25 protein-coding genes are annotated in these 25343 nt (G+C 50.1%); 17 read left to right on the top strand and 8 right to left on the bottom strand.

The features are described 5' to 3' along the window. Window positions 1–50 precede the first annotated feature (50 nt). Together cysS and fchA are read left to right on the top strand one after the other, a co-directional pair. Window positions 51–1424, top strand: a complete 1374-nt coding sequence (gene cysS / locus JWZ98_RS16995; protein ID WP_205451129.1) for a cysteine--tRNA ligase — start codon at window positions 51–53, stop codon at window positions 1422–1424. A gap of 9 nt (window positions 1425–1433) precedes the next feature. Next, the gene (gene fchA, locus JWZ98_RS16990; protein WP_205451128.1) at window positions 1434–2063 is read left to right on the top strand and encodes a methenyltetrahydrofolate cyclohydrolase; all 630 of its coding nucleotides are present in this window, start codon (window positions 1434–1436) and stop codon (window positions 2061–2063) included. A gap of 64 nt (window positions 2064–2127) precedes the next feature. Here the strand turns inward: fchA and nifA are convergent, their stop codons facing one another. After that, a complete protein-coding gene (nifA, locus tag JWZ98_RS16985) occupies window positions 2128–3654 on the bottom strand; it encodes a nif-specific transcriptional activator NifA (RefSeq protein WP_020485085.1) in 1527 nt (508 codons plus the stop codon). Next, the gene (gene nifL / locus JWZ98_RS16980) at window positions 3647–5284 is read right to left on the bottom strand and encodes a nitrogen fixation negative regulator NifL (protein WP_033155812.1); all 1638 of its coding nucleotides are present in this window, start codon (window positions 5282–5284) and stop codon (window positions 3647–3649) included. The genes nifA and nifL overlap by 8 nt, the downstream gene beginning before the upstream one ends. Before the next feature lie 275 nt (window positions 5285–5559). Between nifL and rsxA the strand changes: the two genes are divergently transcribed. From rsxA to JWZ98_RS16925, 11 genes are all read left to right on the top strand, one after another. Continuing rightward, window positions 5560–6141, top strand: a complete 582-nt coding sequence (rsxA, locus tag JWZ98_RS16975) for an electron transport complex subunit RsxA (protein ID WP_026147191.1) — start codon at window positions 5560–5562, stop codon at window positions 6139–6141. 10 nt (window positions 6142–6151) lie between these two features. Beyond that, window positions 6152–6685 carry an electron transport complex subunit RsxB gene (gene rsxB, locus JWZ98_RS16970; RefSeq protein WP_033155651.1) on the top strand — a complete coding sequence of 178 codons (534 nt, stop codon included), beginning with the start codon at window positions 6152–6154 and terminating at the stop codon, window positions 6683–6685. A gap of 13 nt (window positions 6686–6698) precedes the next feature. Beyond that, complete coding sequence (rsxC, locus tag JWZ98_RS16965; protein WP_205451127.1) at window positions 6699–8201, top strand: electron transport complex subunit RsxC; 1503 nt, start codon at window positions 6699–6701, stop codon at window positions 8199–8201. Continuing rightward, on the top strand, window positions 8198–9259 hold the full coding sequence (locus JWZ98_RS16960; protein ID WP_205451126.1) for an RnfABCDGE type electron transport complex subunit D: 1062 nt from the start codon (window positions 8198–8200) through the stop codon (window positions 9257–9259). The genes rsxC and JWZ98_RS16960 overlap by 4 nt, the downstream gene beginning before the upstream one ends. 8 nt (window positions 9260–9267) lie before the next feature. Further along, a complete protein-coding gene (rsxG, locus tag JWZ98_RS16955; protein WP_205451125.1) occupies window positions 9268–10005 on the top strand; it encodes an electron transport complex subunit RsxG in 738 nt (245 codons plus the stop codon). Between the two features lie 114 nt (window positions 10006–10119). After that, window positions 10120–10830 carry an electron transport complex subunit E gene (locus JWZ98_RS16950; RefSeq protein WP_205451124.1) on the top strand — a complete coding sequence of 237 codons (711 nt, stop codon included), beginning with the start codon at window positions 10120–10122 and terminating at the stop codon, window positions 10828–10830. 3 nt (window positions 10831–10833) lie between these two features. Next, window positions 10834–11097 carry an RnfH family protein gene (locus JWZ98_RS16945; protein ID WP_171694546.1) on the top strand — a complete coding sequence of 88 codons (264 nt, stop codon included), beginning with the start codon at window positions 10834–10836 and terminating at the stop codon, window positions 11095–11097. Window positions 11098–11100: 3 nt separating this feature from the next. Beyond that, complete coding sequence (locus tag JWZ98_RS16940; RefSeq protein ID WP_033155644.1) at window positions 11101–11322, top strand: (2Fe-2S)-binding protein; 222 nt, start codon at window positions 11101–11103, stop codon at window positions 11320–11322. Window position 11323: 1 nt separating this feature from the next. After that, window positions 11324–11788: a bacterioferritin gene (gene bfr / locus JWZ98_RS16935; protein ID WP_205451123.1), complete on the top strand. Its 465-nt coding sequence runs from the start codon at window positions 11324–11326 to the stop codon at window positions 11786–11788. Between the two features lie 466 nt (window positions 11789–12254). Continuing rightward, window positions 12255–13559, top strand: a complete 1305-nt coding sequence (locus JWZ98_RS16930; RefSeq protein ID WP_205451122.1) for a sigma-54-dependent Fis family transcriptional regulator — start codon at window positions 12255–12257, stop codon at window positions 13557–13559. 11 nt (window positions 13560–13570) lie between these two features. Beyond that, window positions 13571–14500, top strand: coding sequence for an HDOD domain-containing protein (locus JWZ98_RS16925; RefSeq protein WP_084153217.1), 930 nt, complete (start codon window positions 13571–13573; stop codon window positions 14498–14500). A 68-nt stretch (window positions 14501–14568) separates the two neighbouring features. On the opposite strand, the gene JWZ98_RS16920 is transcribed toward JWZ98_RS16925, so the two are convergent. The 5 genes from JWZ98_RS16920 to JWZ98_RS16900 all read right to left on the bottom strand — a co-directional run bounded on the left by JWZ98_RS16920 (window position 14569) and on the right by JWZ98_RS16900 (window position 18399). Next, the gene (locus JWZ98_RS16920) at window positions 14569–15360 is read right to left on the bottom strand and encodes an elongation factor 1-alpha (RefSeq protein ID WP_051669692.1); all 792 of its coding nucleotides are present in this window, start codon (window positions 15358–15360) and stop codon (window positions 14569–14571) included. Window positions 15361–15450: 90 nt separating this feature from the next. Next, window positions 15451–16098 (bottom strand): c-type cytochrome, encoded by a 648-nt coding sequence (locus JWZ98_RS16915; RefSeq protein ID WP_205451121.1) that lies wholly within the window; start codon window positions 16096–16098, stop codon window positions 15451–15453. A gap of 2 nt (window positions 16099–16100) precedes the next feature. Continuing rightward, window positions 16101–17720, bottom strand: a complete 1620-nt coding sequence (locus JWZ98_RS16910) for a b(o/a)3-type cytochrome-c oxidase subunit 1 (RefSeq protein ID WP_205451120.1) — start codon at window positions 17718–17720, stop codon at window positions 16101–16103. Beyond that, window positions 17713–18237: a cytochrome c oxidase subunit II gene (locus JWZ98_RS16905; protein WP_033155639.1), complete on the bottom strand. Its 525-nt coding sequence runs from the start codon at window positions 18235–18237 to the stop codon at window positions 17713–17715. The genes JWZ98_RS16910 and JWZ98_RS16905 overlap by 8 nt, the downstream gene beginning before the upstream one ends. Window positions 18238–18246: 9 nt before the next feature. Then, entirely contained in the window at window positions 18247–18399 is a 153-nt protein-coding gene (locus tag JWZ98_RS16900; RefSeq protein WP_051669688.1) for a hypothetical protein, read from the bottom strand. Window positions 18400–18838: 439 nt separating this feature from the next. Here JWZ98_RS16900 and JWZ98_RS16895 point away from each other — a divergent pair, with 439 nt between their 5' ends. Together JWZ98_RS16895 and JWZ98_RS16890 are read left to right on the top strand one after the other, a co-directional pair. Next, window positions 18839–19171 carry a hypothetical protein gene (locus JWZ98_RS16895; RefSeq protein ID WP_101054777.1) on the top strand — a complete coding sequence of 111 codons (333 nt, stop codon included), beginning with the start codon at window positions 18839–18841 and terminating at the stop codon, window positions 19169–19171. A gap of 214 nt (window positions 19172–19385) precedes the next feature. Next, the gene (locus tag JWZ98_RS16890; RefSeq protein ID WP_240348051.1) at window positions 19386–19940 is read left to right on the top strand and encodes a copper resistance protein NlpE; all 555 of its coding nucleotides are present in this window, start codon (window positions 19386–19388) and stop codon (window positions 19938–19940) included. Window positions 19941–20003: 63 nt separating this feature from the next. Here JWZ98_RS16890 and JWZ98_RS16885 read toward each other — a convergent pair whose 3' ends face one another. After that, window positions 20004–20936 carry a hypothetical protein gene (locus tag JWZ98_RS16885; RefSeq protein WP_205451119.1) on the bottom strand — a complete coding sequence of 311 codons (933 nt, stop codon included), beginning with the start codon at window positions 20934–20936 and terminating at the stop codon, window positions 20004–20006. 473 nt (window positions 20937–21409) lie between these two features. Here JWZ98_RS16885 and JWZ98_RS16880 point away from each other — a divergent pair, with 473 nt between their 5' ends. Together JWZ98_RS16880 and JWZ98_RS16875 are read left to right on the top strand one after the other, a co-directional pair. Continuing rightward, the gene (locus JWZ98_RS16880; RefSeq protein WP_205451118.1) at window positions 21410–21994 is read left to right on the top strand and encodes a PAS domain-containing protein; all 585 of its coding nucleotides are present in this window, start codon (window positions 21410–21412) and stop codon (window positions 21992–21994) included. Between the two features lie 80 nt (window positions 21995–22074). Next, window positions 22075–25338 (top strand): chemotaxis protein CheB, encoded by a 3264-nt coding sequence (locus JWZ98_RS16875; RefSeq protein ID WP_205451117.1) that lies wholly within the window; start codon window positions 22075–22077, stop codon window positions 25336–25338. Window positions 25339–25343: the final 5 nt, after the last annotated feature.

Here is a 25343-nt window from a genome sequence, read left to right as displayed (position 1 = left end):
GGAATCTTGATAGATTGCCAGATGTTTCGCTACATCCACCTATGGTCAACATGTTGAAAATCTACAACACCTTAACTCGAAGTAAGCAAGAGTTCATTCCCAAACAGCTTGGCAAAGTCGGTATGTATGTCTGTGGCATGACGGTTTACGACTACTGTCATATCGGCCACGCGCGGGTCATGGTGGTGTTCGATACGGTCGCCCGTTATTTGCGGCATGCCGGGTATCAGCTTACCTACGTCAGAAATATTACCGACATCGACGACAAGATTATTCAGCGCGCCAATGAGAATGGCGAGGCGTTTACCGCATTGACCGAACGCTTTATCGATGCGATGCACGAAGACGAGCGCGCTTTGTCGGTGTTGCCGCCGGATATTGAACCAAAAGCCACGCAATCGATTGCCGACATCGTGAAGATGATTTCGACATTAATCGAGCGTGAGTTTGCCTACGTCGGTAGCAATGGTGACGTGTTTTATGCGGTAAACCGCTTTGACGGCTACGGCAAGCTGTCCGGTAAAAATATCGAAGACTTACAAGCCGGTGAGCGGGTGAATGTCGATACCGCCAAACGCGATCCGCTGGATTTTGTACTGTGGAAAATGGCCAAGCCCGGCGAACCTTATTGGGATTCACCGTGGGGGCAGGGCAGACCGGGCTGGCATATCGAATGCTCTGCCATGTCGACTTGTTGCCTGGGTAATCATTTTGATATTCATGGCGGCGGCATGGATCTGCAATTTCCGCATCACGAAAACGAGATTGCCCAGTCGGAAGGCGCCACCGGCGAACCCTTTGTGAATTACTGGATGCATAACGGGTTCGTGCGGGTCAACGAAGAAAAAATGTCCAAATCGCTGGGCAATTTTTTCACCGTGCGCGAGGTGTTGAAACAATATCGCCCGGAAGTGATCCGCTTCTTCATCCTCTCCAGCCATTATCGCAGCCCGCTGAATTATTCCGACGAACAGCTCGACGAGGCGGGTGTGGCTTTGACTCGTTTGTATACAGCCTTGAGAGGTGTCGAAATTATCGATGCGGCTATCGATGCAGATTACTGCCAGCGTTTCGAACAGGCGATGGATGACGACTTTAATACACCAGTGGCTTTGGCTGTTCTATTTGATTTAGCGCGCGAATTAAACAAAGCCGAGGAAAAAAGCGTGCTAGCGGCAACATTAAAGCGACTGGCGGCCATTTTGGGCATATTGCAGGACGATCCGGACAGTTTTTTGAAGGGTGGGGCAGCGCCGGATGGCATGAGTGAAACGGAAATCGAGCAATTGATCGACGCCAGAAAAGTTGCCAAAACGGGCAAAGACTGGGCGCGCGCCGACCAAATCCGCGATCAATTGAAAGCACAAGGCATAGTTTTAGAGGATGTGGCCGGCGGCAACACCATTTGGCGCCGCGAAAGTTAAGGACTGTCAATGAACGAAATCAAAGATAAATCGGTAGAAACATTCCTGGACGAACTAGCCGGCAAGCAAGCCACGCCCGGCGGCGGTAGCGCGGCGGCAGTGATGGGTGCGCAAGCGGCGGCGTTGACTAGCATGGTCTGTAATTTGACCATCGGCAAACCCAAATACGCGGCGGTGGAAGAACAGATGAAGGCCTTGCTGACCGAGTCGGAAGCCTTGCGTAGCACCTTGATCGGCATGATCAAAGCCGATGTCGATGTATTCGACAAACTGATGGCCTGTTACGGCTTACCTAAAAGCACTGACGATGAGAAAGCCGTACGCACCGAACAGATTCAAACGGTGCTCAGAGAGGCTACGCTAGTGCCGCTGGAATGCGCGAAAGCTTGCGCCAAGGCTATCGAGTTGAGCCGGGTGGCTGCCGAACACGGTAATCTTGGTGTGATTAGCGATGCCGGCGTGGCGGTAATGGCAGGCTACGCCGGCTTGAAAAGCGCGGCACTGAATGTGCAGATCAATGCCGCGAGTTTGAAAGACAGGCCGTTTGCCGAAGCCCAACTTGCCGAATTGGATATTTTGTTGCAAACCGGCGAACAGGCCGCCGAGCAGATTTACCGTATCGTCAGGGAAAAGCTTTAAATCTTTCCTTAGGACGGGGCAATTTCAATCGCCCCCTCTCAGCTTAACTTGAGCGGCAGGTTTTCTAAATCTGCTTAACATTGATGTTCAAGGTCTGAATCCGATAAGCAATCTGCCTAGGCGTCATATCCAGCAAGCGCGCGGCTTTGGCTTGTACCCAACCGCTTTGCTCCAACGCGGCAATCACCCGCTCCCGTTCGTCCATGTTTTCGTCGTGCAGATCAATGTGTTTGATCGATTGCGGGGTGCGGCTGATGCCTATTTCGTTTTCCAGGCCGGTGCTGGCAATCACGTCGCGGTCGATAATGCCTTCTTGGCTCATGATGGCTGCGCGTTCCAGGCGGTTTTCCAGTTCGCGGACGTTTCCTGGCCAATCGTGTTTCATCAAAATTCGGATCGCGCTTTCCTTGATTTCCAATGGCCGGCCGCCTTGTTGACGGGAGATACGGTTTAACAGAAAGCTGGCCAGTTCCGGAATGTCCTCGATACGTTCGCGCAGCGGCGGCATATTGATGGGCATCACATTCAAGCGGTAATACAAATCCTCGCGGAAATTGCCTTCGGCGACTTCCTGCTCCAGATTGCGGTTAGTGGCGGCAATGATGCGGACATTGACTTTCAGGGTGCGAACGCCGCCCACTCGCTCGAATTCGCCTTCTTGCAGCACGCGCAATAATTTGGCCTGAAACGACGCGGAGATCTCGCCGATTTCGTCGAGAAACAGCGTGCCGTTGTCTGCCAGTTCGAAGCGGCCCTTGCGTTGGCCGATTGCGCCGCTGAATGCACCTTTCTCATGGCCGAATAATTCCGATTCGAGCAAGGTGTCGGGCAAGGCTGCACAGTTCAATTTTAGAAACGGGCCGTTGGCGCAGGCTGAGTTAAAGTGTATCGAGCTGGCCACCACTTCCTTACCGGTGCCGGATTCGCCGCGAATCAACACAGTGGTATGCCATTTCGCCACCTGCCGGATGATGTCGAACACTTTCAGCATCGGCTCGGAATGGCCGATGATGTTTTCGAAGCGGTAGTTTTTGACCAGTGTTTGTTTTAAATAGTCGCGTTCGCTAGCTAGTTCGTTTTGCTTGCGTTCCATTACACGCAGCATGTTCACGCTTTGGGCGATCAGGTTGGCGACCATTTCCATGAAGCGGGCGCGCTCGCCCAAAAACGTCGAAGTACAAGGCTGCGCAGCCAAAATGCCGACCACTTCGCCTTGTTCGATGGCTAGTGGGGAGCCGATAAACGGTAAATCCGGGTTATACACGCCCAAGCGGCTTAAAAAACGCGGCTCGTCGGCGATGCGTTCCACCACAATCGTGCTGCCTTCGTCGAGGATAGCGCCTACCAGTCCCTCGCCCGGTTGGTAACGCACCGAGCGGTCTATGCCGTCGCCGTAGATCTCGCAAATGCTCATGCTGTCGTCATCGACATCGCGTAGGGTAATCATGCCGAAATGCAGGCCGTTACGCTTGTGCAAAATCTCCAGGATGCCTTTCAGCTTGGTGCGCAAGTCATGCGTGCTATTCAGCAATTGACTGACCAGAAATAGCGTATCCAGTTCGGATTCAACCAGCAATAAACGATCACTCATGGATGTTCACCATCGCTAGGTTTTTTTGGCAGGGAAAGCTAATTTTAAAACTACAGCCGTTTTTGTATTGCGGGTCGATTTCTATCATGCCGTTATGCTGATTGACGATTTCCTTGCTCATGACCAGTCCCATGCCGGCCTGGACGCCGGCGGTGCTTTGATTGGTGGTAAAAAACGGTTCGAATACTTTGCTCCGTTGGTTGGCAGGTATGCCGGGGCCGGAATCGGCTATCGACACGCAAACCCAATCATGCTCGATAGCCGTGCTGATTTTGATGATGCGTTCCTGGCTGCCCGCACGATTCATGGCATTGACCGCATTGTCGATCAATTGCTTGAACAACATGCGTAACTTGTTTTCGGAGCCGAGGATATTGGGTAACACCGGGTTGGGCAGCCAATCCACTACGATGCCGTTTGCCAAAAACTTGGTGCTATACAGCAGCATCACTTCGTGCAGCAGCTGATTCAAGTTCACCGGCACCACCGCGGACTCCGGTATTTCCGGCACACAGCGCTGCAAGGTGGCAAGCGTTTCTTCCCCCATTTTTTGCACTTGGCCCAATAGGTCGCGGATCGGACTATTGTTGGCGTCATTGCGTTGCGTCATGATTTGAATCGCCGCGTGAATCTGGTTCAAGGGCTGGCGAATCTGATGCATTGCGCCCAGCAAGGTTTCGCGGATGCTGCGGATGTGTTCTTCTTCCGCCAACATGGTGCGCAAAGTCTGTATCTGTAGCTTTTCCTGCTGCCGGCGCAAGGGACTGATGTCGTTAATGGTCAGCAACAAGTAATCCTTGGATTGTCTGGCAAAGAAGCTGTCTGCACAGACATCGTTTTCAATAAACCAGTTGCCGGAGCAGGAAAACCAGCGCGTGCCTTTAAGCCCCGCGCTTTCAATCCGTACCTCGCGATTGGCAAAACCTTGTTGCCGATCGATGTTGTCGCCCCACAAGTCGCCCATGTCTTGCTCCAGCGCTTCCAGAAAGAACAGCGCGGGCTCTTTTTTATCGAGTTCGCTGATCAGCATTTTGTACATCTGATTATCGAGCACGACCCGTTTGTCCGAATCGAGCACCACCATTGCCACCGGCGAAGCGTTCAGTACCGATTCGATCAATTGTTTTTGGTTATTAACTTGTTGTTCCGCGTAGTGTGCCTGGGTGACATCGCGGTGCATACCAATGTAATGACTGATGGCGCCGCGGTCGTCCAGCATCGGCGCGATGGTCAGATCAGCCAGATAGCGTTGCCCCATTTTTTGCCGATTGACCAATTGGCCGTGCCAAACCTGCTTACGGGAAATGGTGTGCCACAAATCATAATAAATCTGTCTGGGTGTGGACTTGTCGGACAGCGCTGATTCGTTTTGGCCCAAAATTTCAGCGGCGTTGTAGCCGGTTACATCGGTGAAAGCCTGGTTGATGTAAAGGATATTGGCTTTTTTATCTGTGATCGAAATGGCCACCGGCGCTTGCTCCACCGCCTTAACAAACAAAGAGAAAGGCAGTGTTTTAGAGGTTTTGCCGCTTCTTGGCGATTGCCCGCTAGGGCCGATGGCTGGCGATAGTATATCGGCCGTTTCAATCTCAATCTGGCCTTGCAGGTAGTCAGGGGTGGATTTGGTCATGGCAAATGGTTCTCGCGTGTTTTTTCTGGGCTTAAGTTGGAAAAATACATGCAATTAGAGAGCCAAATGCGTTTTCGCTTAGCTGCTATTGGAAAATCCCGGCGATTTGTATGGTTTACGACAAATTTAACTGTACTTGTTCCGGCTCTGTGTTTTTTAGGACAGAGATGTTCGCGGCAAATCTTGCGGCTTTGCACTGAAATGGGGAGTTACGGCGTTTTTAAGGCGTTGGCATAAATGATGCTGTCTTGTTGCAAAACACCGGGTCGAAAACGATGAGCGAATACTTACTTCTGATATTGGGTACAGCCTTGGTCAACAATGTCGTGTTGGTCAAGTTCTTGGGGTTATGCCCATTCATGGGCGTTTCCAACAAGCTGGACACCGCATTGGGCATGGGTTTGGCGACAACGTTTGTATTGACACTGGCGTCCGCGGCCAGCTGGGTGCTGGAGCATCGTTTATTGATACCGTTCGATATCGGTTTTCTGCGCGTGCTGGGTTTTATCTTGGTGATCGCCGCAGTGGTGCAGTTTACCGAGATGGTGATACACAAAACCAGTCCGGTCATGTACCAGGTTTTGGGGATTTTTTTGCCGCTGATTACGACTAATTGCGCGGTTTTGGGTGTGGCGCTGCTTAACATCCAAGAGAAATACAATTTCGTGCAAAGCCTGCTGTTCGGCTTTGGTTCGGCAATGGGTTTTACCCTGGTGATGGTGCTCTTCGCCGGTCTACGTGAACGCTTAGCGCTCATGGCAGTACCGGCGCTTTTTTCCGGCACCCCCATCGCATTTATCACCGCCGGCATCCTGTCGCTGGCATTCATGGGATTCGCGGGGCTTTACAGCAAATAAGAGGCACATCATGTACGTTTTATCTGCCATCGTTATTTTGACATCGCTGGGATTGTTGCTGGGCGTGGCTTTGGGGATTGCCGCTAAATACTTGAAGGTGGAGTCCGATCCGTTGATCGAGAAAGTTGAAGCCTTAATGCCCGGTTCGCAATGCGGCCAATGCGGCTTTCCCGGTTGCCGGCCGGCTGCCGAGGCTGTGGTGTCCGGCGCCGCGCCGGTGACATTATGCCCGCCGGGCGGTACGTCGCTGGTGGAACAACTGGCCAAATTACTGGGTGTTGATGTCGATTTGAGCCAAACCCAAGACCAGGAAGCGATGGTGGCCAGAGTCAGTGAAGAAACCTGCACCGGTTGCACCCGCTGCTTCAAGGTTTGTCCTACAGACGCCATCGTCGGCGCACCCAAACAAATCCACGCGGTGGTGGCGGATGCCTGTATCGGTTGCAAGAAATGTGTGGAAGTCTGTCCTACCGAATGTCTGCAAATGCACCCTGTGGAAGTGACCTTGCGCAACTGGCGCTGGCCCAAACCGCTGGCCGCTTGAGACGGAGACACCTATGTTCGCCTTGTTCGAAAATCCCCGTTTGCGCGGCGGTATCCATGCCGAAGAGCACAAATCCGAAACCTCTCCGCTTAGCATTGTTACCGATTTTCCAATACCTAAGAAATTGTACATTCCGGTGCAACAGCATGTCGGCAAGCCTGCCGAGCCGGTGGTGAAGGTCGGCGAGAAAGTACTGAAGGGCCAATTGCTGGCCTATAGCCAAGGCACCATTTCGGCGCCTGTGCATGCACCAACATCGGGCATCATCGCCGACGTCAAAGATTTTCCGGCACCGCATCCGTCAGCCCTGCCGATTCGCACCGTGGTGATTGAAAGCGACGGTAAGGAACAATGGGCCGAGTTAATCGTTCCGGAAGACCCATTTCAACTAGAGCCGGAAGAAATTTGTCAACGAGTTGGTGCTGCTGGCGTGGTGGGTTTAGGCGGTGCGGTATTCCCGTCGGCGGTCAAACTCAGTTTAGGCCGCAAAAACAAGATTCATACCTTGCTGATTAATGCCGGCGAATGCGAGCCTTATCTGACTTGCGATGACCGTTTGATGCAAGAGCGCGCGGAGCAAATCGTTGCCGGCATCCGGTTAATGTTGCGCGGCATGGATGCCCCGAAGGCTATGGTGGGTATCGAAGATAATAAACCCGAAGCTTTCGCGGCCATGCAAACGGCCGCCCGGGATTTTTCCAATATCGTGGTGGCGCAAGTGCCGACCCGCTATCCGATGGGTTGGGATAGGCAAATGTTGCGTTATTTAACCGGCCAGGAAATTCCTGCCGACGGGCGAGCCACGGACATTGGGGTGGTGGTGCACAACGTCGCCACGGCGTTTGCCGTCTATCAAGCCATTTGCTTGGGACAACCCTTGATTAGCCGGGTGGTTACGGTCTCCGGCGCGGCCGTTGCCAAACCCAGAAATGTGGAAGTGCCCATCGGCACCTTGATGTCGGAAGTATTAGCGTTTTGCGGATTGGAAAAGTCGAAAATGGCCCGCTTAGTGATGGGCGGACCGATGATGGGTGACGCTTTGCCAATTGCCGAAGTGCCGGTGGTGAAAGCCTGCAACGGCATCCTGGCCTTGTCGCATGCCGACATCGACGAGCCGGCTATACAGCCTTGCATTCGTTGTTCCAGTTGCGTGACCGCTTGCCCGGTAGGTTTGTTGCCCTTGGAAATGGCCAGCCGGATCAAAGCCAATCAATTAGACTCTGCGGTTGATTTGGGCCTAAAAGATTGCATTAGCTGTGGCAGTTGTTCTTATGTCTGCCCGTCGAATATACCCTTGGTGCACTACTTTAAATTCGCTTCCGGCGAGTTAGTTAAACGCCAACAAGCCGAGCACAAGGCTGAACAAACCAAGCGTTTAGTCGAAGATAGAAATAATCGGATGGAGCGAGCCAGATTGGAAGCCGAAGCGGAAGCTTTGCGTGCTCAGGAAGCCAGAGCTGCCCGTTTGGCTGCCGCACAACAGGCGCAAGCAGCGCCAGCAGAGGAAACCGTATGAGTAATAAACCGATTAGCGGGCCTCACGTGGCGGCCACCCGCCGCGTCGATCAAATCATGCGTTTGGTGATTCTCGCCTTGGCACCGGCCACTGCTTGCGGCGTGTTTTTGTTCGGCTGGCCGGCTTTGTATTTGCTGGCGGTTACCGTGCTGTCTGCAATGGCTTTCGAAGGCTTGTGCCTGAAGATGAAAGGTGTGGCGGCAATGCCTTATTTGCGCGACGGTTCGGCGATCGTCACCGGTCTACTGGTGGCTATGACTCTGCCGCCTTGGGCGCCTTGGTGGATAGGCGTGGTTGGCTCGGCGCTGGCCATTGTGTTGGGCAAGCATGTCTACGGCGGCTTGGGGCAAAACCTGTTCAATCCAGCCATGCTGGCCAGGGTGGCTTTGCTGATTTCCTTTCCTATCGAGATGACTACCTGGGCCAACGTATCGCCTCTGTTCACCGGGCCCGGCGTGATCGATAGCTTAGCGATCACCTTTAGCGGTTTGGAAAACCCGGATGCGGTGACCGGCGCCACGACGTTGGGTTGGGTCAAGACTGAGTTTTCGCAAAACCGGCTGTTGCCCGGCAGTTTGATCGAATATTCGGGATTTTTAGCGTTTCTTGGTTGGGAGCGCGGCAGTTTGGGGGAAACCTCGTCTTTATTATTACTAGCCGGCGGCATTTGGCTGATGCGCCAAGGGGTCATCAAATGGCACATCCCTGTCTCGTTGCTGTTCAGTATCCTTCTGTTGTCGACGATTTTTCATGCTTGGGATAGTCAACATTACCTTGGACCCTGGGTGCATTTGAATTCCGGCGCGGTGATGTTGGTAGCGTTCTTTATCGCCACCGATTATGTCACGTCGCCTAACACACCTTTAGGCCAAGTGATTTTTGGGGCCGGCTGTGGTTTATTGATTTTCGTGATCCGCTCTTGGGGCGGCTATCCGGAAGGCACCGGTTTTGCGATTTTATTGATGAACTCGGTTACGCCGCTGATCGATCATTACATTCGTCCGAGAATTTATGGCCGCTACCGAAACGGCAAGCCGCTCGATATTTCCAATTCCTGAGACAGGCCATGAATTCCGAACCCGTTAAATTACCTCCTAAAGCCAACCAATATTTAGAGTACGCCTTGCGTATCTTGAGTAACTTTAGGCAAAAACTGGCCGTGTGGCTGGAGCCAGGAAATTTGGAACAACTGCGGCCGCTATTACAGTATCAGGCTGGCGTGTTGGGGGGATTTGCATTGCTGGCGGCGATTTTATTGGGTGTTGCCGATCTGGCGACGCGCGGCGTGATAGAGCTGCGCTTGCAGGAAGATCTGCAGGCCAACCTGGAGCAAGTGGTTCCGGCAGAGCTTTACGATAACAACTTGCTGAAAGACAGTGTGCTGCTGTCTTCCGCCGATGCTAATCTGGGCGCGGAGCAAACCGAAGTGTATCTGGCTAAAAAGGCGGGTTTGGTTAACGCAGTCTGTTTTAAATTCGTTGCCCCTGACGGTTATGCCGGACCGATCAGTTTGGTGATGGGTATCGACAGCAAAGGCGAAATCCTAGGAGTGCGGGTTATCGCTCATGTCGAGACGCCGGGCTTGGGCGATAAAATCGAAGTGACCAAATCTAAATGGGTTCTGTCCTTCAACGGCAAATCCTTGAATAACTTGACCGTCGAACAATGGGCGGTAAAAAAAGACGGCGGCGTGTTCGATCAGTTCAGCGGGGCGACGATTACGCCGCGCAAGGTCGTACAGGCCATCAAGCGGGGGTTGGAGTTTTATAAAGCGCATCAAGCGGAGCTGTTGGCTGAGAAATAGAGCCTATCCGATGTCAAACTGCACTTGTCGCTGGACAGTCCAAGAACGATTTCAACTAGTCGTCGCGTGAGCGACACCAAATCAAAACTAATATCGCTGCAAGGAGACCTTGCTATGAATCTTTCGATTCTGTTTTCAGAACAATATAGAAAAATTGCCCGTGACGGCCTTTGGGACAATAACGTCGTGTTGACGCAAAATCTGGCACTTTGTCCGTTGCTGGCTGTCACCGGTACCGCGACCAACGGCTTGGGTATGGGCCTAGCGACCATGGTGGTAATGGTGGCATCGAATGCCGCCGTATCGGTGAGCCGGCATCTGATTCCGTCTGAAATTCGCATCCCGATTTTCGTGTTGCTGATTGCTGCGTTGGTGACCTTGGTGGATATTTTTCTAAACGCCTGGATGCATGAGTTGCATAAGGTACTGGGCCTGTTTATCCCGTTGATTGTCACCAACTGCGTCATTCTCGGTCGAGCCGAAGCGTTTGCTTCTAAGCAACCGGTGATGCCGTCGATGTGGGATGGTTTGATGATGGGGGTGGGCTTTACCGCGGCGATGGTGGTGCTGGGGGCGATGCGGGAGATTAGTTCCGCCGGCACTTTATTCGCCAACGCCTCTGTGCTGTTGGGCGAAAGTTTCCGGTTTTTGGAAACCACTTTGATTCCGGAATACAAAGGTTTTTTGTTGATGGCATTACCGCCTGGTGGCTTCATCATGCTGGGTTTCATGGTGGCATTGAAACGCTTGTTGGACCGGAAAGCGGCGGCCAAAATTACAGAACCGACCATTATTGATTCGGTTGTCTTGGAAGAAGGGGCGTAAACTATGAATGTGGGTGTATGTTATGCGCAGGCGGACAGGCAACTCTGGTTGCGGCTGGAAGTGCCGGAGGGCAGTACCATCGCCGAAGTGATTGAATTGTCCGGCGTGTTGACGCAATATCCCGAGATCGATCTGGAGAGCCAAAAGGTCGGGATTTTCGGTAAACTGGCCAAATTGGATGCATCGGTTAAGGAAGGGGACCGCGTGGAGATTTATCGTAAAATCACCGCCGATCCGGCGCAAGTTCAGCGCAGGCGGGTGGCGTAGCCCATGTACGTGTGTCTTTGCAAAGCCGTCACCGACAGTCAGCTCGATGCTGCCATAGACAGCGGCTTATGTTCGCGGAAACAGTTGGTGCAATGTTTCGGCGTCGGGGGCGATTGCGGTAAATGTAACAAGGACATTGCGCAAATTTTGGATAGAAAAAATGCATGTCGGCTATTGCAGGCTGCGAATGACGCCCAACTAATCATAAAAACCCAGGAGATTTGACATGCAAGGCGATAAAAAAGTAATCGAATTTTTAAATAAGGCACTGGAAAACGAATTAACTGCCATCAATCAATATTTTTTGCATGCCCGGATGTTCAAAAATTGGGGCTTTCAAAAGCTGAATGAAAAGGAATATCACGAATCGATCGACGAAATGAAACACGCCGATAAGTTGATCGAAAGGATTTTGTTTCTGGAAGGATTGCCCAATCTGCAAAGCCTGGGTAGATTGATGATAGGCGAGAACCCCAAGGAAATGCTGGAATGCGACCTTAAATTGGAACATCTGGCCTTGCCTTTGTTGAAAGAGGCGATAGCTTATTGTGAAAGCATCAACGACTACGTCACCAGGGAATTGTTCGAACACATTCTGGAAAGCGAAGAAGAGCATGTCGATTGGTTGGAAACCCAGATGGACCTGATCGAAAAAGTCGGCATTCAAAACTATCTGCAATCGCAGATGTAAATAGGCGCTCCAGTCAAAAAAACTTTACGGGGCCGATTGCCGGCCCCGTTTGGTTAGTAAGCCCCGACGCTGCAGTATGCCAACGATTGTCATATCGTTGTTGCCCATCATCTTTTGCATTTTCCTGAAATTCTTAACCTCCCTTTTTTCATTGGATTGCGGTCTTTAGCTGTGGCTCGCATACCGGCACACCTGATCGTTGTGGGATGAATGAGGCGCCCATTCTCGCCATTGCGGTTTTGATGGCCCACCCAGTAGGCGCATCTGAGTCTATAGTTATGCTGCTTCGCTTGCCCTAGGGTTAAAAAATAGGCGTATTCATAACGGCAGTTGACCAACTTTGATAGATGTTCCCTGGTGATGAATGAGTTATCCTTAGCGGTATTGCGCAACATTGATGCCAAGGGCTGAAGGGTTTAAATGGCCTTTAACGCGCTAACAACACCGAAAACATTGATAGGAATTTATGCCGCACAGTGCCTTTACGCTGGAATCGTTGCTGGAAACTCATGATCTGCCGCTGATCATAATCGGCGCCGATTTACGCATCGTGGCAGTGAATCGCGCTTGGGAACAGAGTTTTGGCGTCATGCGGCAGAATTTGGTCGGCCAACCCTGCTGCGTCGAAAACCGCAATTGTCGCCATCAGCGCTTATTTCAAACTCTGGAAGCCTACGCCGGTATTTTTGCCGACACCAACGATGCCAGTTCACAGCGTTCTTTTAGTGCGCGCGGTTTTCCGTTGCTGGATGCCGATGCCACATTGTATTTAGGCGAAACGCTAACCGTGTTGAAAAGATCCGCGGCAAAAGGCAACGAGGCACCGGCCATGATCGGTAAGTCGACGGCGTTTGCACAATATAAAACTCGGCTGCAACAGGCGGCGGATACGCAAGCACCGGTATTATTGCTGGGTGAGACCGGCACCGGTAAGGAATTGGCGGCGGAATTTGTGCATAGCCATTCCCGGCAGGCGGATGGCAATTTTGTGATTGTCGATTGTACGATTCTGGGCGAAGAGTTATTTGAAAGCGAATTGTTCGGGCATGAAAAGGGTGCGTTTACCGGCGCGACATCTGCAAAAAAAGGTTTATTCGAATTAGCTAACAATGGCACCCTGTTCTTCGACGAGATTGGCGATTTGCCGCTGTCGCAACAGCCCAAACTGCTGCGCGCCCTGGAAAGCGGCCAATTTCGGCGGGTAGGCGGCACGGCGATGCAAAAAGCCAATGTCAGAGTGGTATGTGCTACGCATAGAAATTTAGCGGACATGGTCAAAGCCGGTCGGTTTCGCGAAGATTTGTTCTACCGTTTATCGGTGTTTCCGGTCGAAGTGCCGCCACTGAGGCAGCGTAGACAGGACTTGCCCTTATTGATCGATCATTTTTTAGCGCAGTTAAACACCGAGGCCGATAGCGGCTATACAATGACGCAATCGGCCTTAATCAAGCTTATCCAATACGCTTGGCCCGGCAATATTCGCGAGCTGCGAAACTGTCTGCAATTGGCGGCCGGCTTGTGTCAGGATAAAAGCATTCAAGAAGCCGACATACATTTTATGCAGCGCCAAGCAGTAGGGGAGCCGGCCGCCGCCAGTGAGGCAAGTAGCGATGCATATTCCCCGCCAATTAACAGCATGGCGCAATTCGAGGCGGAGTTTATCAATAGTTTGATCAGCAAGTATCAGGGGAATCGCAAGTTGATAGCGGCGGAAATGAATATCAGTGAACGAACGCTGTACCGTAAACTTAACCGACTCAATCTAAATTAAGTGGCGGGGCTATGATGGAATCCAACCTGATAAACTGGACGCTTGATAACGTTGGCAGCCGGCAACGCAACGGTTTGACCCCGCCGCGCGACATGCGCGAGACTATCGCCCAGATTAAAGCGCTGCCGCCTTTGCCCGGCAGCGCGCTGCGCATATTGAACCTGATCGCCGATCCCAGCGCGGATGCGCGCAAATTAGCCGACATCATCGAACTCGACCCTTTATTGACAGCGCAAATTACCCGTTGGGCCAGCTCTGCGCTCTACGGTTATCGCGGCCAGATCACGACCGTGCATGATGCGATTACTCGTGTGTTGGGGTTTGATTTTGTATTGGATTTGGCTTTGGGTTTGGCGGTGCTGGCACCGTTGAAATCGCCGAAGGAGGGGCAGATAGGTACGCGGATGTTCTGGACCCATGCCTTGGCCAGCACCCGCTTGATGGCGCAGTTGGCCGCCGTTATGCCGGCCGCTACGCGACCTGAGCCGCAAGCCTTGTTTTTATCAGGCTTGATGCACAATATCGGTTTCCCGTTACTGGGGCATCGTTTTCCTGACGAATTCAGTTATTTGAGTGGCTTGATCACCGCCAATCCCAGTCTGGCGATTTTCAATCTGGAAACTTTTGCCTTCGGGCTGAATCATGCCGAAATTGGGGCCTGGCTGATGAATGTGTGGTCGATGCCGCGCATGATTACCGATATTGTCTATCACCATCACAACCCCTTCTATCGCGGCGAAAACCACCAACTGAATCTGCTGACGTTTTACAGCGATTGCCTGTTGGGACGTTTAGGCATAGGCGACGCATCGAACCAGGTGTGTCCGGAGGAAGTGCCGGACTTGCTGGGGTTGGATGAGGCGGTTTGTCTGGAAATACTCGACAGCCAGAATGACGATTTAGCGAAAATTCTAGCCACTGCGGAACAACTTACCGATTAAATTCGCCGCCTGTCATCGCAAAGTGGGCGCCTAAAAATTTGCCGGCGCCCCACCAATCAACTCAGCAGTTAATCGCGCAATATCGCGTTGCGGCGGTCGGATTGCTTCAGAATGCCGCCCAGTACCCACATTTGATACATGGACACGGTCCACATAAACGCAAAGGAAACGCCCAAGCCGGCCCCGGCGACAATCACCAATAAGGCGAAGTGGGGATTGAGTTTAGTCAGCCACCACGAGGCGATGTCTATCAGTAGAAACAAATAAGGCATCACGATGGCGGGGTATTTGTATTTGCAAGGCACACCGGTACTGAAGCTGAAAATGATGCCGACAAACATAAAAATAAAACTGATCCCAAACAAATGGATATGCGACAAGCGGGTCAGTGATTGAAAGGTAGCGCCTTCGTTTGATTCGGTCAGCTTTTTTAAGTTTTCGAACTTAGTGAAATCCGGCAACGAACCGGCATTGGCGCTATGACAGCCTATGCAAAATTGCTCGACGATGGGTTTTATGTCCTTGTTATAAACCGCTTCCTCACCGCCATCCCTGACCCATTGAATGATTTTGAAACGCTCCTGTTCCGGTGCGTTATATTTCATCGATCCATTTAATTTGGATTCCAACACCGAACCGGAGCGGTCGCCATAGTAGCTGTAAACAATATCGTCCATCGACAAACCGAATTTGCCGTCGGCCATGCCGTGGGTAAACAAAATCTGGATTAAGGCCATCAAATAACCGGCGGCTATCGTCGTTAGATAACCGGTGAACAGCAATTTGATCGAGAGGCCGAAGCTGATCAGATTGGCGCCTTTGTACGCATATTTAACAGGTGTTTGGTTGCGATCAGACATAGATGTTTTCCGGGTTATTGAGCAGGGTATCGCTTAGCGCAAGATTTAAAACGGGAGGCCGAAGCCTTGCCTCCCGTGCCAAGCATATTACTAGTTTTTGATATTTTGGTAGTAATAACCCAGTTCGCTGATTTCTTCATCAGTCAGGGTTTGCGCGATGATGCGCATCCGGCTGTAGATGTCGTTGTGACGAGAGCCTTCCTTAAACGCATGCAGTGTAGCCGAGATGTAATCGGCATTTTGGCCGGAGATGGCCGGAATATCGACGGCTTGGCCCTTGCCGTCGCCACCATGGCAGACTTCGCAAGGTGGTAACACCCGCTCACGGCTGCCGTTTTTAACCAAGGCTTCGGCTTTTTCATAGACCATTACCGTTTTCGATTGGAAGGCAGGCGGTTGCGAGCCGAACCATGCTGCCAAATCGGCGGCGTCCTGTTTACTCAGGGTTTTGGCCAAGCCCGACATCATCGTGTTATCCCGGCTACCGTCGGCATAATCCTGCAATTGCTTGTACAAATAGGTCGGCAATTGCCCGGCTAGCGACGGGAACGCCGCCGAGATACTGATGCCTTTTTCGCCGTGACAGGCGCTGCAAGCCTTGGCCAGTTCTTCGCCTTTTTGCGGGTTGCCGGCTTTCACGAAATTTAACTGTTCGGCAGTCCAGGCGACTTGTGAGGAAGGCTGGGCAAAAGCCGCGCTGGGCAACAATAATGCTGCGCTTAGAATGAGTTTTTTCATGATCAGACCCCCCATCTGCCTGAACCAAAGGTTTCCATCAAGAAGAATTGCAGGATCGGATAGCCGAACGCGATCAGCATGAACACGCCGATCACGATATTCCATAAGGTGAAGTTGTTTAGATAGCCGGGCAGATTACTGACCGCGTGAATCGGCTCGGCGTATTCCACTTCACCCTGATAACTTTCGCTGCCAAGATGGGTTTTATACAGGTTGTAAACCAGCATGCCGGCCGAAACGACCAGGATCAATCCGCCGAAAATCATCGTGACCTCGTAGGGTTCCCAGGAAATCGTCAACAGATTGTTGTAATTGACGCTATCGATGCGGCGTGGCTGGCCTAGCAAGCCCAGAATATGCCAAGGGGTGGTCATGATGATCATCCCGATGAACCAGCTCCACAGCTGGGCGATGGCCATGGACGGGCAGAACAGCGGTTTGCCAGTCAAAATCGGCCAGAAGTAATAGGCAATGCCAAAGTACATGATGATAGTGGTGCCGCCGAAGATCAGATGGAAGTGTCCGGAAATCCAGGCGGTGTTGTGCACCATCGCGTTCATCGCGTAGCTGGCATTAACCAAGCCGCCGAAGCCGCCGAAGATCAGCATCAACAAGCCCAGAATGATGGCCAATACCATGGGATTATTCCAGGGCAGGGCAGCAATCCAGCCGAACAGCCCTTTGCCGCCGTTCAAGCGGCCGGCGATTTCCAGAGAGGCAATCACGGTAAAACCGGTGATGAAGGTTGGCAGGGTGACGACAAAGGTACCGACCGCATGCAGGATTTTCCAGCCGTGGCCTTGTTCCGGGTCCATGTATAAATGATGAAAACCGATCGGCAAGCTGAATACCACCAATAAGATGAATGCGGCCCGGGCCATCTCATCGCTGAACAAAAAACCGCCAGCTTGCTTGGGCACCAAAGTATAAAACGCCGTGTAGGTGGGAATCAGCCAGAAATAAACGATAGGATGCAGGGTCCAGGCGAACAGCGTGCGCGCCAAGCCGGCATCGATGGTATCGATCCAGCCCAAAGCCCAGGGTATCAGTTGGAACAACACTTCGGCGGCTACGCCGGCGCTGGTCCACAGCCATAAAATGGCGTTCGCGGTGGTGGCGAACATCGCCAATGGTACGGGTTGCTCCGGATTGATCTTTTTCCATTGCATGTACATGACAATCATCGACACGCACCAGAACCAGGAGCCGACGACCAATAAGGTTGCGCCGATGTAAAACAGCGGATGCGCCATCAATGGCGGATAAAAGGTGAACAGCACCGAAGCTTGGCCCAGCAGCAACGGTAATGCCGCCAAGACTACGCCAGTCAGGGCCACGCCGAAGCCGGTCCAGGCGAAGGTTTTGTTCCAAACCGGCAATTTCAAGGTGGTGTTGGCCACATAATAGCCAAAGCCCATGATGAAAAATGTGGTCAGCACAAAGCCCATTAACACCCCGTGGGTACTGACCGATGCGTAATACACTTCCCTCGACTCCAGAAAGCCGAAGAAGCCGCTACGTTCGATGACCTGATACAGGCCCATCACTGCCGCCAGCCCGAACGAGCCAAACGCTACCCAGAAATGGGTCAGCGCCAATTTTTTTTCCGCTGAGTTATCCATGATTTGCTCCCCCTTGTTTATTGAGCGCTTCCCATTGCGCCTTGCTCACCACTTTGATGTTGCTCCACATATGGGCGTGGCCCATGCCGCAATATTCGTTGCACAGCACTGGATACTCACCGGCGTGATGAAAGGCGGTGCTTACCTGCGCAACGTAGCCGGGCACAATCATCGTGCTCATATTGGTCATCGGCATATGCACGCCGTGGATCACGTCCAGACTGACCCAGCGAAAGGTGATTTCGGTTTCTGCGGGCAGGGTGAGTTCTTTCGGATAAAAGCCGTAGCGGCCGGCTACCATGCGCACGGTGACGCTACCGTTAGCGTTATGTTGTACGCCGAGTTTATCCTCGGCAAATTCCGCAGAAAGATGCAATTTGGCGGAGTCTATGGTTTCGACGTTACTCGGCGCGTGAATGCCGTGAAAAAACGCTGACCCTAAAATGACGGTCACAAACAGGCCGGCTATCCCTAACGAGATACCGGCCCAGTTTTTTTCCAGTTTATCGATATGCATGTCTCCCCCTTAACCAATATGGCCGCGAGGCAAAAAGATGCCGTAGTACATTAACAGCCAAGCTACGACCATGCCGCCGCCGACTATCAACATCAATGCCCAGGTGCCGACCGGTGAGCTTTGCAAAATTTTTTGACGTTCTTCTTCTGAGAGATTGTTCATATCCTTCCTTCTTGTATGCGTTTTGATAGGAATTAGGTTGGCAACCAACGGCATGAACAGCAGGGGCTTTGTCATTCTTACTGATGACTTTACCATCTGATTGCTAGGGTAATCATACCTTTAGCGCCGGGCTAACCGAAAGCAATAAATCAGCGGTACTAATTGTTTGAGGAGGGTGGGCTGAAAGCGCGCCGAGAACGGCCTCGGTATTTACCGGAGCGGGGAAGACATGGAGAACGGGAAATTTAGAAACCCTGTGCGGTTGGAAATCTCTGATGTGAGCCAAAAAGCCAAAAAACTGGTAATGGCGAAGTCGTCGTGTCACTATTTGGTGCAAATCGATAGTTTGCCCCAAAAAGTTAACGGGACCCGCTGGCATGAAACACCGAAACACTGCTTGCAAGCGTCCGTGTTGAATCACTAACCCGTGGTAGCCACAATGAATCAACCGATCAACGAATTTCAAGAAACGCAGCCCCGCCAAGTGAAATATCGATTACTCGGGTTTTCCAATGCGGCGTTGTTGCTGGCGGCTTGTAACTTTGTTATCTGGTTATTTATTTTATTTCCGATCTATGCCGCTACGGATGGCGTCTCCAACAGCGATGGCTTACGCTTCTTAGTGGTGGCTTTTATCTTGATGGATCTGGTTGGCTTAGCGTTGGCTGCCGTGGCGATGTTTAAGTCGAAACTCCGCAAAACCATGGCTAACTACGGATTTGTAATGAATGTCGCGATGATCGGTTTGAATCTATCGGTATTTCCGTTTTAAAGCTTTGTTGCTTCCGTTAAATATGTTTGTTGATTGAAATCAGTCAATCCTTTGCAGCTATGCCACAATAGGCAGTTGGAATCCTGAGGTTTTGTAAGCGGGGCTTTAATAGAGCAACTGTATGCGCTTAGGTCAATGAATAGAAATCAAAAGGTGGGCATGGGGTGTCTACTGCAGATTTTTCCTTAGCCAGGCTTTTCGTGAATGAACCCCGGTGTACAAAGGATTTCCAGCGTGGTACGTACTCAAAAAATTATTATTAGCGACGGTTTGCTCAGGAGCAAATATGCGAACAGTTAGATCAAAATTAAAAAAAAATCTGGTCATTTTTCTGGTGATGGCTGCTTTTTCTGCTTTTAATCCAGTGCTTGCCGAAACGGCGGGGACTGACGATAAGGATGCTCATCACGAACACAAGAGTATGGATTGGCCAGGGATTTATACTGGCTTAACCCCTTGTGCCGACTGCATCGGCGTGAAAACCACGCTGGCTTTGAACAAAAATGGCAGTTATCTGCTGATGACCCAATTTTTGGGGAAATCGGAACGGGAGTTTACTGAAAAGGGTAAGTTTGCCCCTGGCGAAAAAGCCAACACTCTGGTTTTGACGCCAAAGAATGGCGCAACTTCCCAGCAATATCTGGTTGAAAAAGATGCGTTGATTCAGTTGGATACTAGCGGCAACCGGTTCACCGGCAAACTTGCTGATCGCTACATTTTGCGTCGAACCAGCGTCACCGATAAGCAGCCTGAACATTCCGGGCATTGATTTAAACGTTAGGCCGGGTGGCCGCGCGCCCTGGCGGCCACCCGGAGATTACAACTGCTATATCTATTTCTGTTGGTTTTTGCGCCGAAAATAGACAATGGCTAAAAGTACCGTCAAGGCCAACGCGCCAAGCATGAAGCGCGGTTCCACGACCTTCACCGAATGATTGTCGTCTTTGAACTTGAACTTGGCGAGTACGCCCAAGGCGGGGTCGGTAATATCAATGGCAATCGACTTGGCGGCAAGATTTAAAAATTGCACTTCGCTGCCATCGAACGGTTTGTTGTTGCGGGTATCGTTGCTGACCATGCCAGGATAAAGCGGTGTTTCAGCAAGGTGAGAGACACTCAACTGTTTGGCGATTTCTTGCTCGAGTTCGCGAGTGGTTTTACCGTCGGTTTTGATATGAATCGGTTTTTGGTCGTCTATCTTAATCTCGATTTCGCCTTGTGAGGCGGTGAGGGCTTTTTTCGAGGAAAAGCCGTCCAGATATTCCACATCCGCGCTGAACACCAAATCAAAAGCCACTTGCACGCCGTCGGCGTTGAAGTGTTTATCAGCAAGATCGAAACGCAAGCCTTGGTTGCTGTAATCTCTAACCGTTACCGTGGTCAACGAATAGCCGGTTTTGTTGGCGATGATTAATTCTGCTTGTTCCGGCGGTTGGGTAATCGTGATGCCGCGCCAATTCGGATCGAGCTGAATCATGCCGTCTTTCATTGATGTAAGTAGTTTTTTGGTGACCGCGTGAGCCTGTGTCGGGTCATCAAACTTGTGTGCATTCAGAAAGCTCAAGCCGGTAGAACGATATAGCTCCCCATCGTCGATACGCCATTCCGCCGTGTATGAAAACAGCGAATCGCTGGTTCTTCGAGGCATGCTGGTATGAATGCGCAATTTATCCTGATCTGCCGGCGTAGTGATTGCAAAGGCTGATGGGACAAAAATACCCGACGAACAGCATGTCAGAATGATGGCAAGAGTGGATCGTTTCATCGTGGTTCCAAGCAAAAAAAAATTTACGTTAGCATAATGCGGCGTAAATGACACAACCTTTGATCGGACGGATATTAACGCCACTAATTGTAGTGTTTGCCAGTGCTGATATTTTGCGGAAAACTAGGCTGAGCTTGCTTGTGTTTGACCAGAAAAGGCGGTGGTTTATTTGCGCGGATATCTGTTTATTCGGGAACAAAAAAATTCACCGCTTGAAATAAATGTTCAAGTAAAAACTAGGGATATTAAGGCAGGCAAACACTACGCAGCAAACGCTCGAGTATCTGTTCTGTATTACAATCCCAGTGCTGGGCGCTGCGTCAGGTTTTAATTCAATAAGTTGCAGGTAAGGTATCGGTAAAATCCGAAGAGGATACAAGTGGACGAATCGATAGGGAGTAGAAATAGTGGGAACTAGAGTTTTCCACTAAGTTTTTCAAAAAATAAATATAAATTAATAAGGAAATACTGTTATGACATTAGATTCTCATGCTGCTAAATTAAAAGAAATGGCGGAGAAAATTATAGATTTCACGCCGCAAGAAATCAGTAGTATTACGCCGGAAGAAATTCAGCGTTTATTTTATGATTTACAAGTTTACCAAATTGAATTGCAAATGCAGAATGAAGAGCTGCAAAAAGCGCAATTTGAGTTATCCCGCCTAAATAATAAGTTAAATTTTACTTACCATTGCGTTCCGGTGGGTATTATCACCCTAGATTATCAAGGTTTTATAGAGCAAGCAAATCATACGTTTGCAGATATGTTGGGTTATAAAGCCAGTAAATTGCAGAAAACCCATTTTTCCAAGCTAATCTTCGAAGAAGATAAAAATATATTTATTCACCGTTTTGATGCTTTTTTCAAAGCGCCAGCCCATAAAAGTTTGCAGTTGCGTTTGCAAGGCGATAAGAACTTGGCTTTTCCTGCTTTGATTAAAGGTAATGCGGATGACGGTAGCGATACAGCAGGCGAATCGTTTGATTTGAAAGCGCGTAAATTAGTCGTGACTATCACAAATATTAGCGACGTGATCGCCGACGCAAATAAGGCTTGATTTTTTTATCGCCGCGTGAACGGTAATGTTGTCCAGAGGCTTTATTAATTTAAACGATTGATATTAAATAACATGGTTTTATGGATAATGAAAACACTGTAAAAGTGCCGCCGCAGTATATTGTCGGGATAGGTGCTTCGGCCGGAGGCTTGGAAGCTATTGAGGCATTTTTCAAGAATATGCCTGCGAATAGCGGTTTGTCGTTTGTGGTGATTCAGCATTTGTCACCACAGTATAAAAGTTTGATGGCTGAACTATTGTCCAAACATACCGCCATGCCGGTAAAGCGCATCGAGGACGGTATGAAAATCGAGCGCAACACCGTCTACTTGATTCCGCCCCGGAAAAACGTCACGGTGTTTCACAGCCAGCTATTGCTGGCCGAGCAAGATCCCAGCAAAGGGATTAATCTGCCGATCGATATATTTTTGCGCTCCTTGAGCGAAGACGCCAGAGAGCTGGCGGTAGGTATTATTTTGTCCGGCACCGGCAGTGATGGCACACGTGGTATTCGGGCCATCAAAGAATTCGGCGGCATGGTGATGGTGCAAGACGAAAATTCCGCCAAATTCGACGGTATGCCCAAGAATGCTTTTGCCACGGGTTTAGCGGATTTTAGCTTGCCGCCGGAGAAGATGCCGGGTCAGTTGTTGGCTTTTGTTAAGCATCCCTATGCCACCTTACAGGAAAAAAACATCGTCTCGTCTGACGACAGTGACATCACGCGGATTTTTTCAATCCTTAGAGAAAAGTGCAAAATCGATTTTACCTTTTATAAACCCAATACGGTAGTTAGACGCATTGAACGGCGTATATCGATCAATCACTTAAAAGATATATCCGAGTATTTAAACTTGTTGCAAACAAATCCTCATGAAGTTTTAGTGTTATTTCAGGAGTTGTTGATAGGGGTTACCAGTTTTTTTCGCGACGAGCACGTATTTGACGATATTCGTGAGCATTGGTTAAAAAAAGTTGTCAAGTTATTGCAAGAAGATGAGTTGCGAGTTTGGGTGACTGCATGTTCCACCGGGGAGGAAGCTTATTCCTTGGCGATGTTGTTATCGGAATATCGAGAGTATTCAGGACATTATTTTCGCGTGAAGATTTTTGCGACCGATGTCGATCTAACAGCCATTGAGAAAGCCAGTAACGGCAAATATCCGGAAAGTATTATTGCGGATATTCCGCCCAAGCTCCTGTCGAAATATTTTATTCGCCGGGAAGATTATTTTCAGGTCAGTCAAAAAGTTCGGGAAATGGTGGTGTTTGCTCAGCATAACCTGATTAAAGATCCGCCGTTTACCAATATTCATATTCTCAGCTGTCGAAACGTGTTGATTTACTTGCAACCTGTTTTACAGAAGAAAATATTGGAGTTATTCAACTTTTCTCTGGTAAAGGAAGGCTTGTTGGTGCTGGGTACCAGTGAAACGATAGGTGATATGGGTGAGTATTTTGATGTGGCAAGTGCTAAATCAAAACTATATCGCTCCAAAGGCAAATATAAATCTTTGGGTTTTACTGCGTCCCCCAGTGCTTTAATGACTTACGCGCCGTATCCGAGTTCGGTGCGCTCCTCGAATGCGCCTAGTGGTCAGGAAGAAAGAGTATTGGACCGATTCATCAGGGCAATATCCAATGATGTCTTGCCGTTTACGATGATAATTAATGAAAATATGGAAATATCCCATATTTTCGGCGACTCTAAGGATTATTTGAGTTATCCCAGCGGCAAACTGGTGAGTAATGTCAGTAAAATTGTTAAAAAAGATTTATCCATACCCATTTCCACAGGTATCCAAAAAGCCTTAAAAGCGAATAACGAAATTGTGTTGTCCAATATTCGGGTCAGAGAACAGGACAGTTTGCGGACGTTTAGATTGCAATTTAAACCCCTGCCGGGCAAGAAGGGCCAAGAAATCTTAGTGGCGGCGATGATTACTGAGACAGTGGATCCTTCTTGTTTTAGCGAGACGGAAACCCTGATCTACGATGTCAATTTAGACGCCAAACAACGCATTATCGATTTAGAGCAAGAATTACAGTTTACCCGCGAAAACCTGCAAGCTACGGTGGAAGAGTTAGAAACCTCCAACGAGGAATTGCAAGCCACCAACGAAGAATTATTGGCAAGTAATGAGGAATTGCAGAGTACGAATGAGGAATTGCAATCGGTCAACGAAGAGCTTTATACCGTCAATGCCGAACACCAGGGCAAGATAGTCGAGTTGACCTTACTGAATAACGATTTGGATAACTTATTCAATAGTACCAATATCGCTACGCTGTTTTTAGACGAGAATCTGGATATTAGGCGATTTACTCCGAAACTACAGTCGATATTCCATATTTTGGAAACCGATCTAGGTCGACCGTTTTATCACTTGACGCATACGATCAAAGACCTGGATGTTATCGCTGTCGTTAAAGGTGTCAACGATCAACACAACTGTTTCGATCAGGAAATTCAACTTGAAAACGGCACCTGGTATCTATTGCGGGTAATTCCCTACGTGGTTTCTGCGAAAGTCAATGCCGGCGTTATTTTGACTTTTGTGGACATCAATCAGCTGAAAAGCGCGCAATTGGAGTTGCATAAGCGTGAAGAGCAGGAAACACTGAGATTGGCCAAGTTTGTGCAGTTTTCCAACGATGCGATTACCTTGCTCGAACCGGACGGTACCATCGTGACGTGGAATCATGCCGCCGAGAAACTGTATGGCTGGTCGGCGCATGAAGCGCTGGGGATGAATTTTTACAATCTGATTCCGGACGACGAAAAGCATTTTGCCAAGCAAGGTTTAAGCAACCTGAAAGTGGGTAACACCTTGCCGTCGTTTCAGGCCAAGCGGCTGAGCAAATCCGGTAAGGTGGTGCACGTTTCGGCGTCGGCTTGTATGTTCCAGGCCGAGAACTCGGCCAGGGAGTTAATCGCGTTAACCGAGCGCGATTACGTTCACCAGCATCAAGTCGAAAAACAGGAGTGTTTAAATTGTTTGCAAAAGCTGGCCACGATAGTGATGGATACCGACGAAGCAATTATTCTGTTTGAAGTGTCAGGGAAGATTACCGCTTGGAATAAAGGTGCCGAAATCTTATACGGCTGGGATAGCTTGGACGCCGCCAGTATGACGTTTGCCGAGATCGTCTCTGACGATGAAAGGGGCATTACCCAACAACTGATTCAGGAATTGATCCTTGCTGGCGGCGTGAAAAGTATTAAGACCAAACGTATCACCAAGGATCAGAAAATTATCCCGGTGCGTATGCATGCAACGGTTTTGGGTAATCGCTCGGGAGAAGCGCTGTTAATCGTCAGCAGTGAAAAAGCGGTGCACTGAGCGGC

The sequence above is a fragment of the Methylomonas sp. EFPC1 genome, assembly GCF_016925515.1.
Taxonomy (GTDB): Bacteria; Pseudomonadota; Gammaproteobacteria; order Methylococcales; family Methylomonadaceae; genus Methylomonas; species Methylomonas defluvii.
This window is presented reverse-complemented; position numbering and strand designations above follow the sequence as displayed.

Excerpts from the sequence above, each read along its gene's own strand:
- cysS (WP_205451129.1), top strand. The coding sequence starts at position 51 with ATGTTGAAAATCTACAACACCTTAACTCGAAGTAAGCAAGAGTTCATT.
- fchA (WP_205451128.1), top strand. The coding sequence starts at position 1,434 with ATGAACGAAATCAAAGATAAATCGGTAGAAACATTCCTGGACGAACTA.
- nifA (WP_020485085.1), bottom strand. The coding sequence starts at position 3,654 with ATGAGTGATCGTTTATTGCTGGTTGAATCCGAACTGGATACGCTATTT.
- nifL (WP_033155812.1), bottom strand. The coding sequence starts at position 5,284 with ATGACCAAATCCACCCCTGACTACCTGCAAGGCCAGATTGAGATTGAA.
- rsxA (WP_026147191.1), top strand. The coding sequence starts at position 5,560 with ATGAGCGAATACTTACTTCTGATATTGGGTACAGCCTTGGTCAACAAT.
- rsxB (WP_033155651.1), top strand. The coding sequence starts at position 6,152 with ATGTACGTTTTATCTGCCATCGTTATTTTGACATCGCTGGGATTGTTG.
- rsxC (WP_205451127.1), top strand. The coding sequence starts at position 6,699 with ATGTTCGCCTTGTTCGAAAATCCCCGTTTGCGCGGCGGTATCCATGCC.
- JWZ98_RS16960 (WP_205451126.1), top strand. The coding sequence starts at position 8,198 with ATGAGTAATAAACCGATTAGCGGGCCTCACGTGGCGGCCACCCGCCGC.
- rsxG (WP_205451125.1), top strand. The coding sequence starts at position 9,268 with ATGAATTCCGAACCCGTTAAATTACCTCCTAAAGCCAACCAATATTTA.
- JWZ98_RS16950 (WP_205451124.1), top strand. The coding sequence starts at position 10,120 with ATGAATCTTTCGATTCTGTTTTCAGAACAATATAGAAAAATTGCCCGT.
- JWZ98_RS16945 (WP_171694546.1), top strand. The coding sequence starts at position 10,834 with ATGAATGTGGGTGTATGTTATGCGCAGGCGGACAGGCAACTCTGGTTG.
- JWZ98_RS16940 (WP_033155644.1), top strand. The coding sequence starts at position 11,101 with ATGTACGTGTGTCTTTGCAAAGCCGTCACCGACAGTCAGCTCGATGCT.
- bfr (WP_205451123.1), top strand. The coding sequence starts at position 11,324 with ATGCAAGGCGATAAAAAAGTAATCGAATTTTTAAATAAGGCACTGGAA.
- JWZ98_RS16930 (WP_205451122.1), top strand. The coding sequence starts at position 12,255 with ATGCCGCACAGTGCCTTTACGCTGGAATCGTTGCTGGAAACTCATGAT.
- JWZ98_RS16925 (WP_084153217.1), top strand. The coding sequence starts at position 13,571 with ATGATGGAATCCAACCTGATAAACTGGACGCTTGATAACGTTGGCAGC.
- JWZ98_RS16920 (WP_051669692.1), bottom strand. The coding sequence starts at position 15,360 with ATGTCTGATCGCAACCAAACACCTGTTAAATATGCGTACAAAGGCGCC.
- JWZ98_RS16915 (WP_205451121.1), bottom strand. The coding sequence starts at position 16,098 with ATGAAAAAACTCATTCTAAGCGCAGCATTATTGTTGCCCAGCGCGGCT.
- JWZ98_RS16910 (WP_205451120.1), bottom strand. The coding sequence starts at position 17,720 with ATGGATAACTCAGCGGAAAAAAAATTGGCGCTGACCCATTTCTGGGTA.
- JWZ98_RS16905 (WP_033155639.1), bottom strand. The coding sequence starts at position 18,237 with ATGCATATCGATAAACTGGAAAAAAACTGGGCCGGTATCTCGTTAGGG.
- JWZ98_RS16900 (WP_051669688.1), bottom strand. The coding sequence starts at position 18,399 with ATGAACAATCTCTCAGAAGAAGAACGTCAAAAAATTTTGCAAAGCTCA.
- JWZ98_RS16895 (WP_101054777.1), top strand. The coding sequence starts at position 18,839 with ATGAATCAACCGATCAACGAATTTCAAGAAACGCAGCCCCGCCAAGTG.
- JWZ98_RS16885 (WP_205451119.1), bottom strand. The coding sequence starts at position 20,936 with ATGAAACGATCCACTCTTGCCATCATTCTGACATGCTGTTCGTCGGGT.
- JWZ98_RS16880 (WP_205451118.1), top strand. The coding sequence starts at position 21,410 with ATGACATTAGATTCTCATGCTGCTAAATTAAAAGAAATGGCGGAGAAA.
- JWZ98_RS16875 (WP_205451117.1), top strand. The coding sequence starts at position 22,075 with ATGGATAATGAAAACACTGTAAAAGTGCCGCCGCAGTATATTGTCGGG.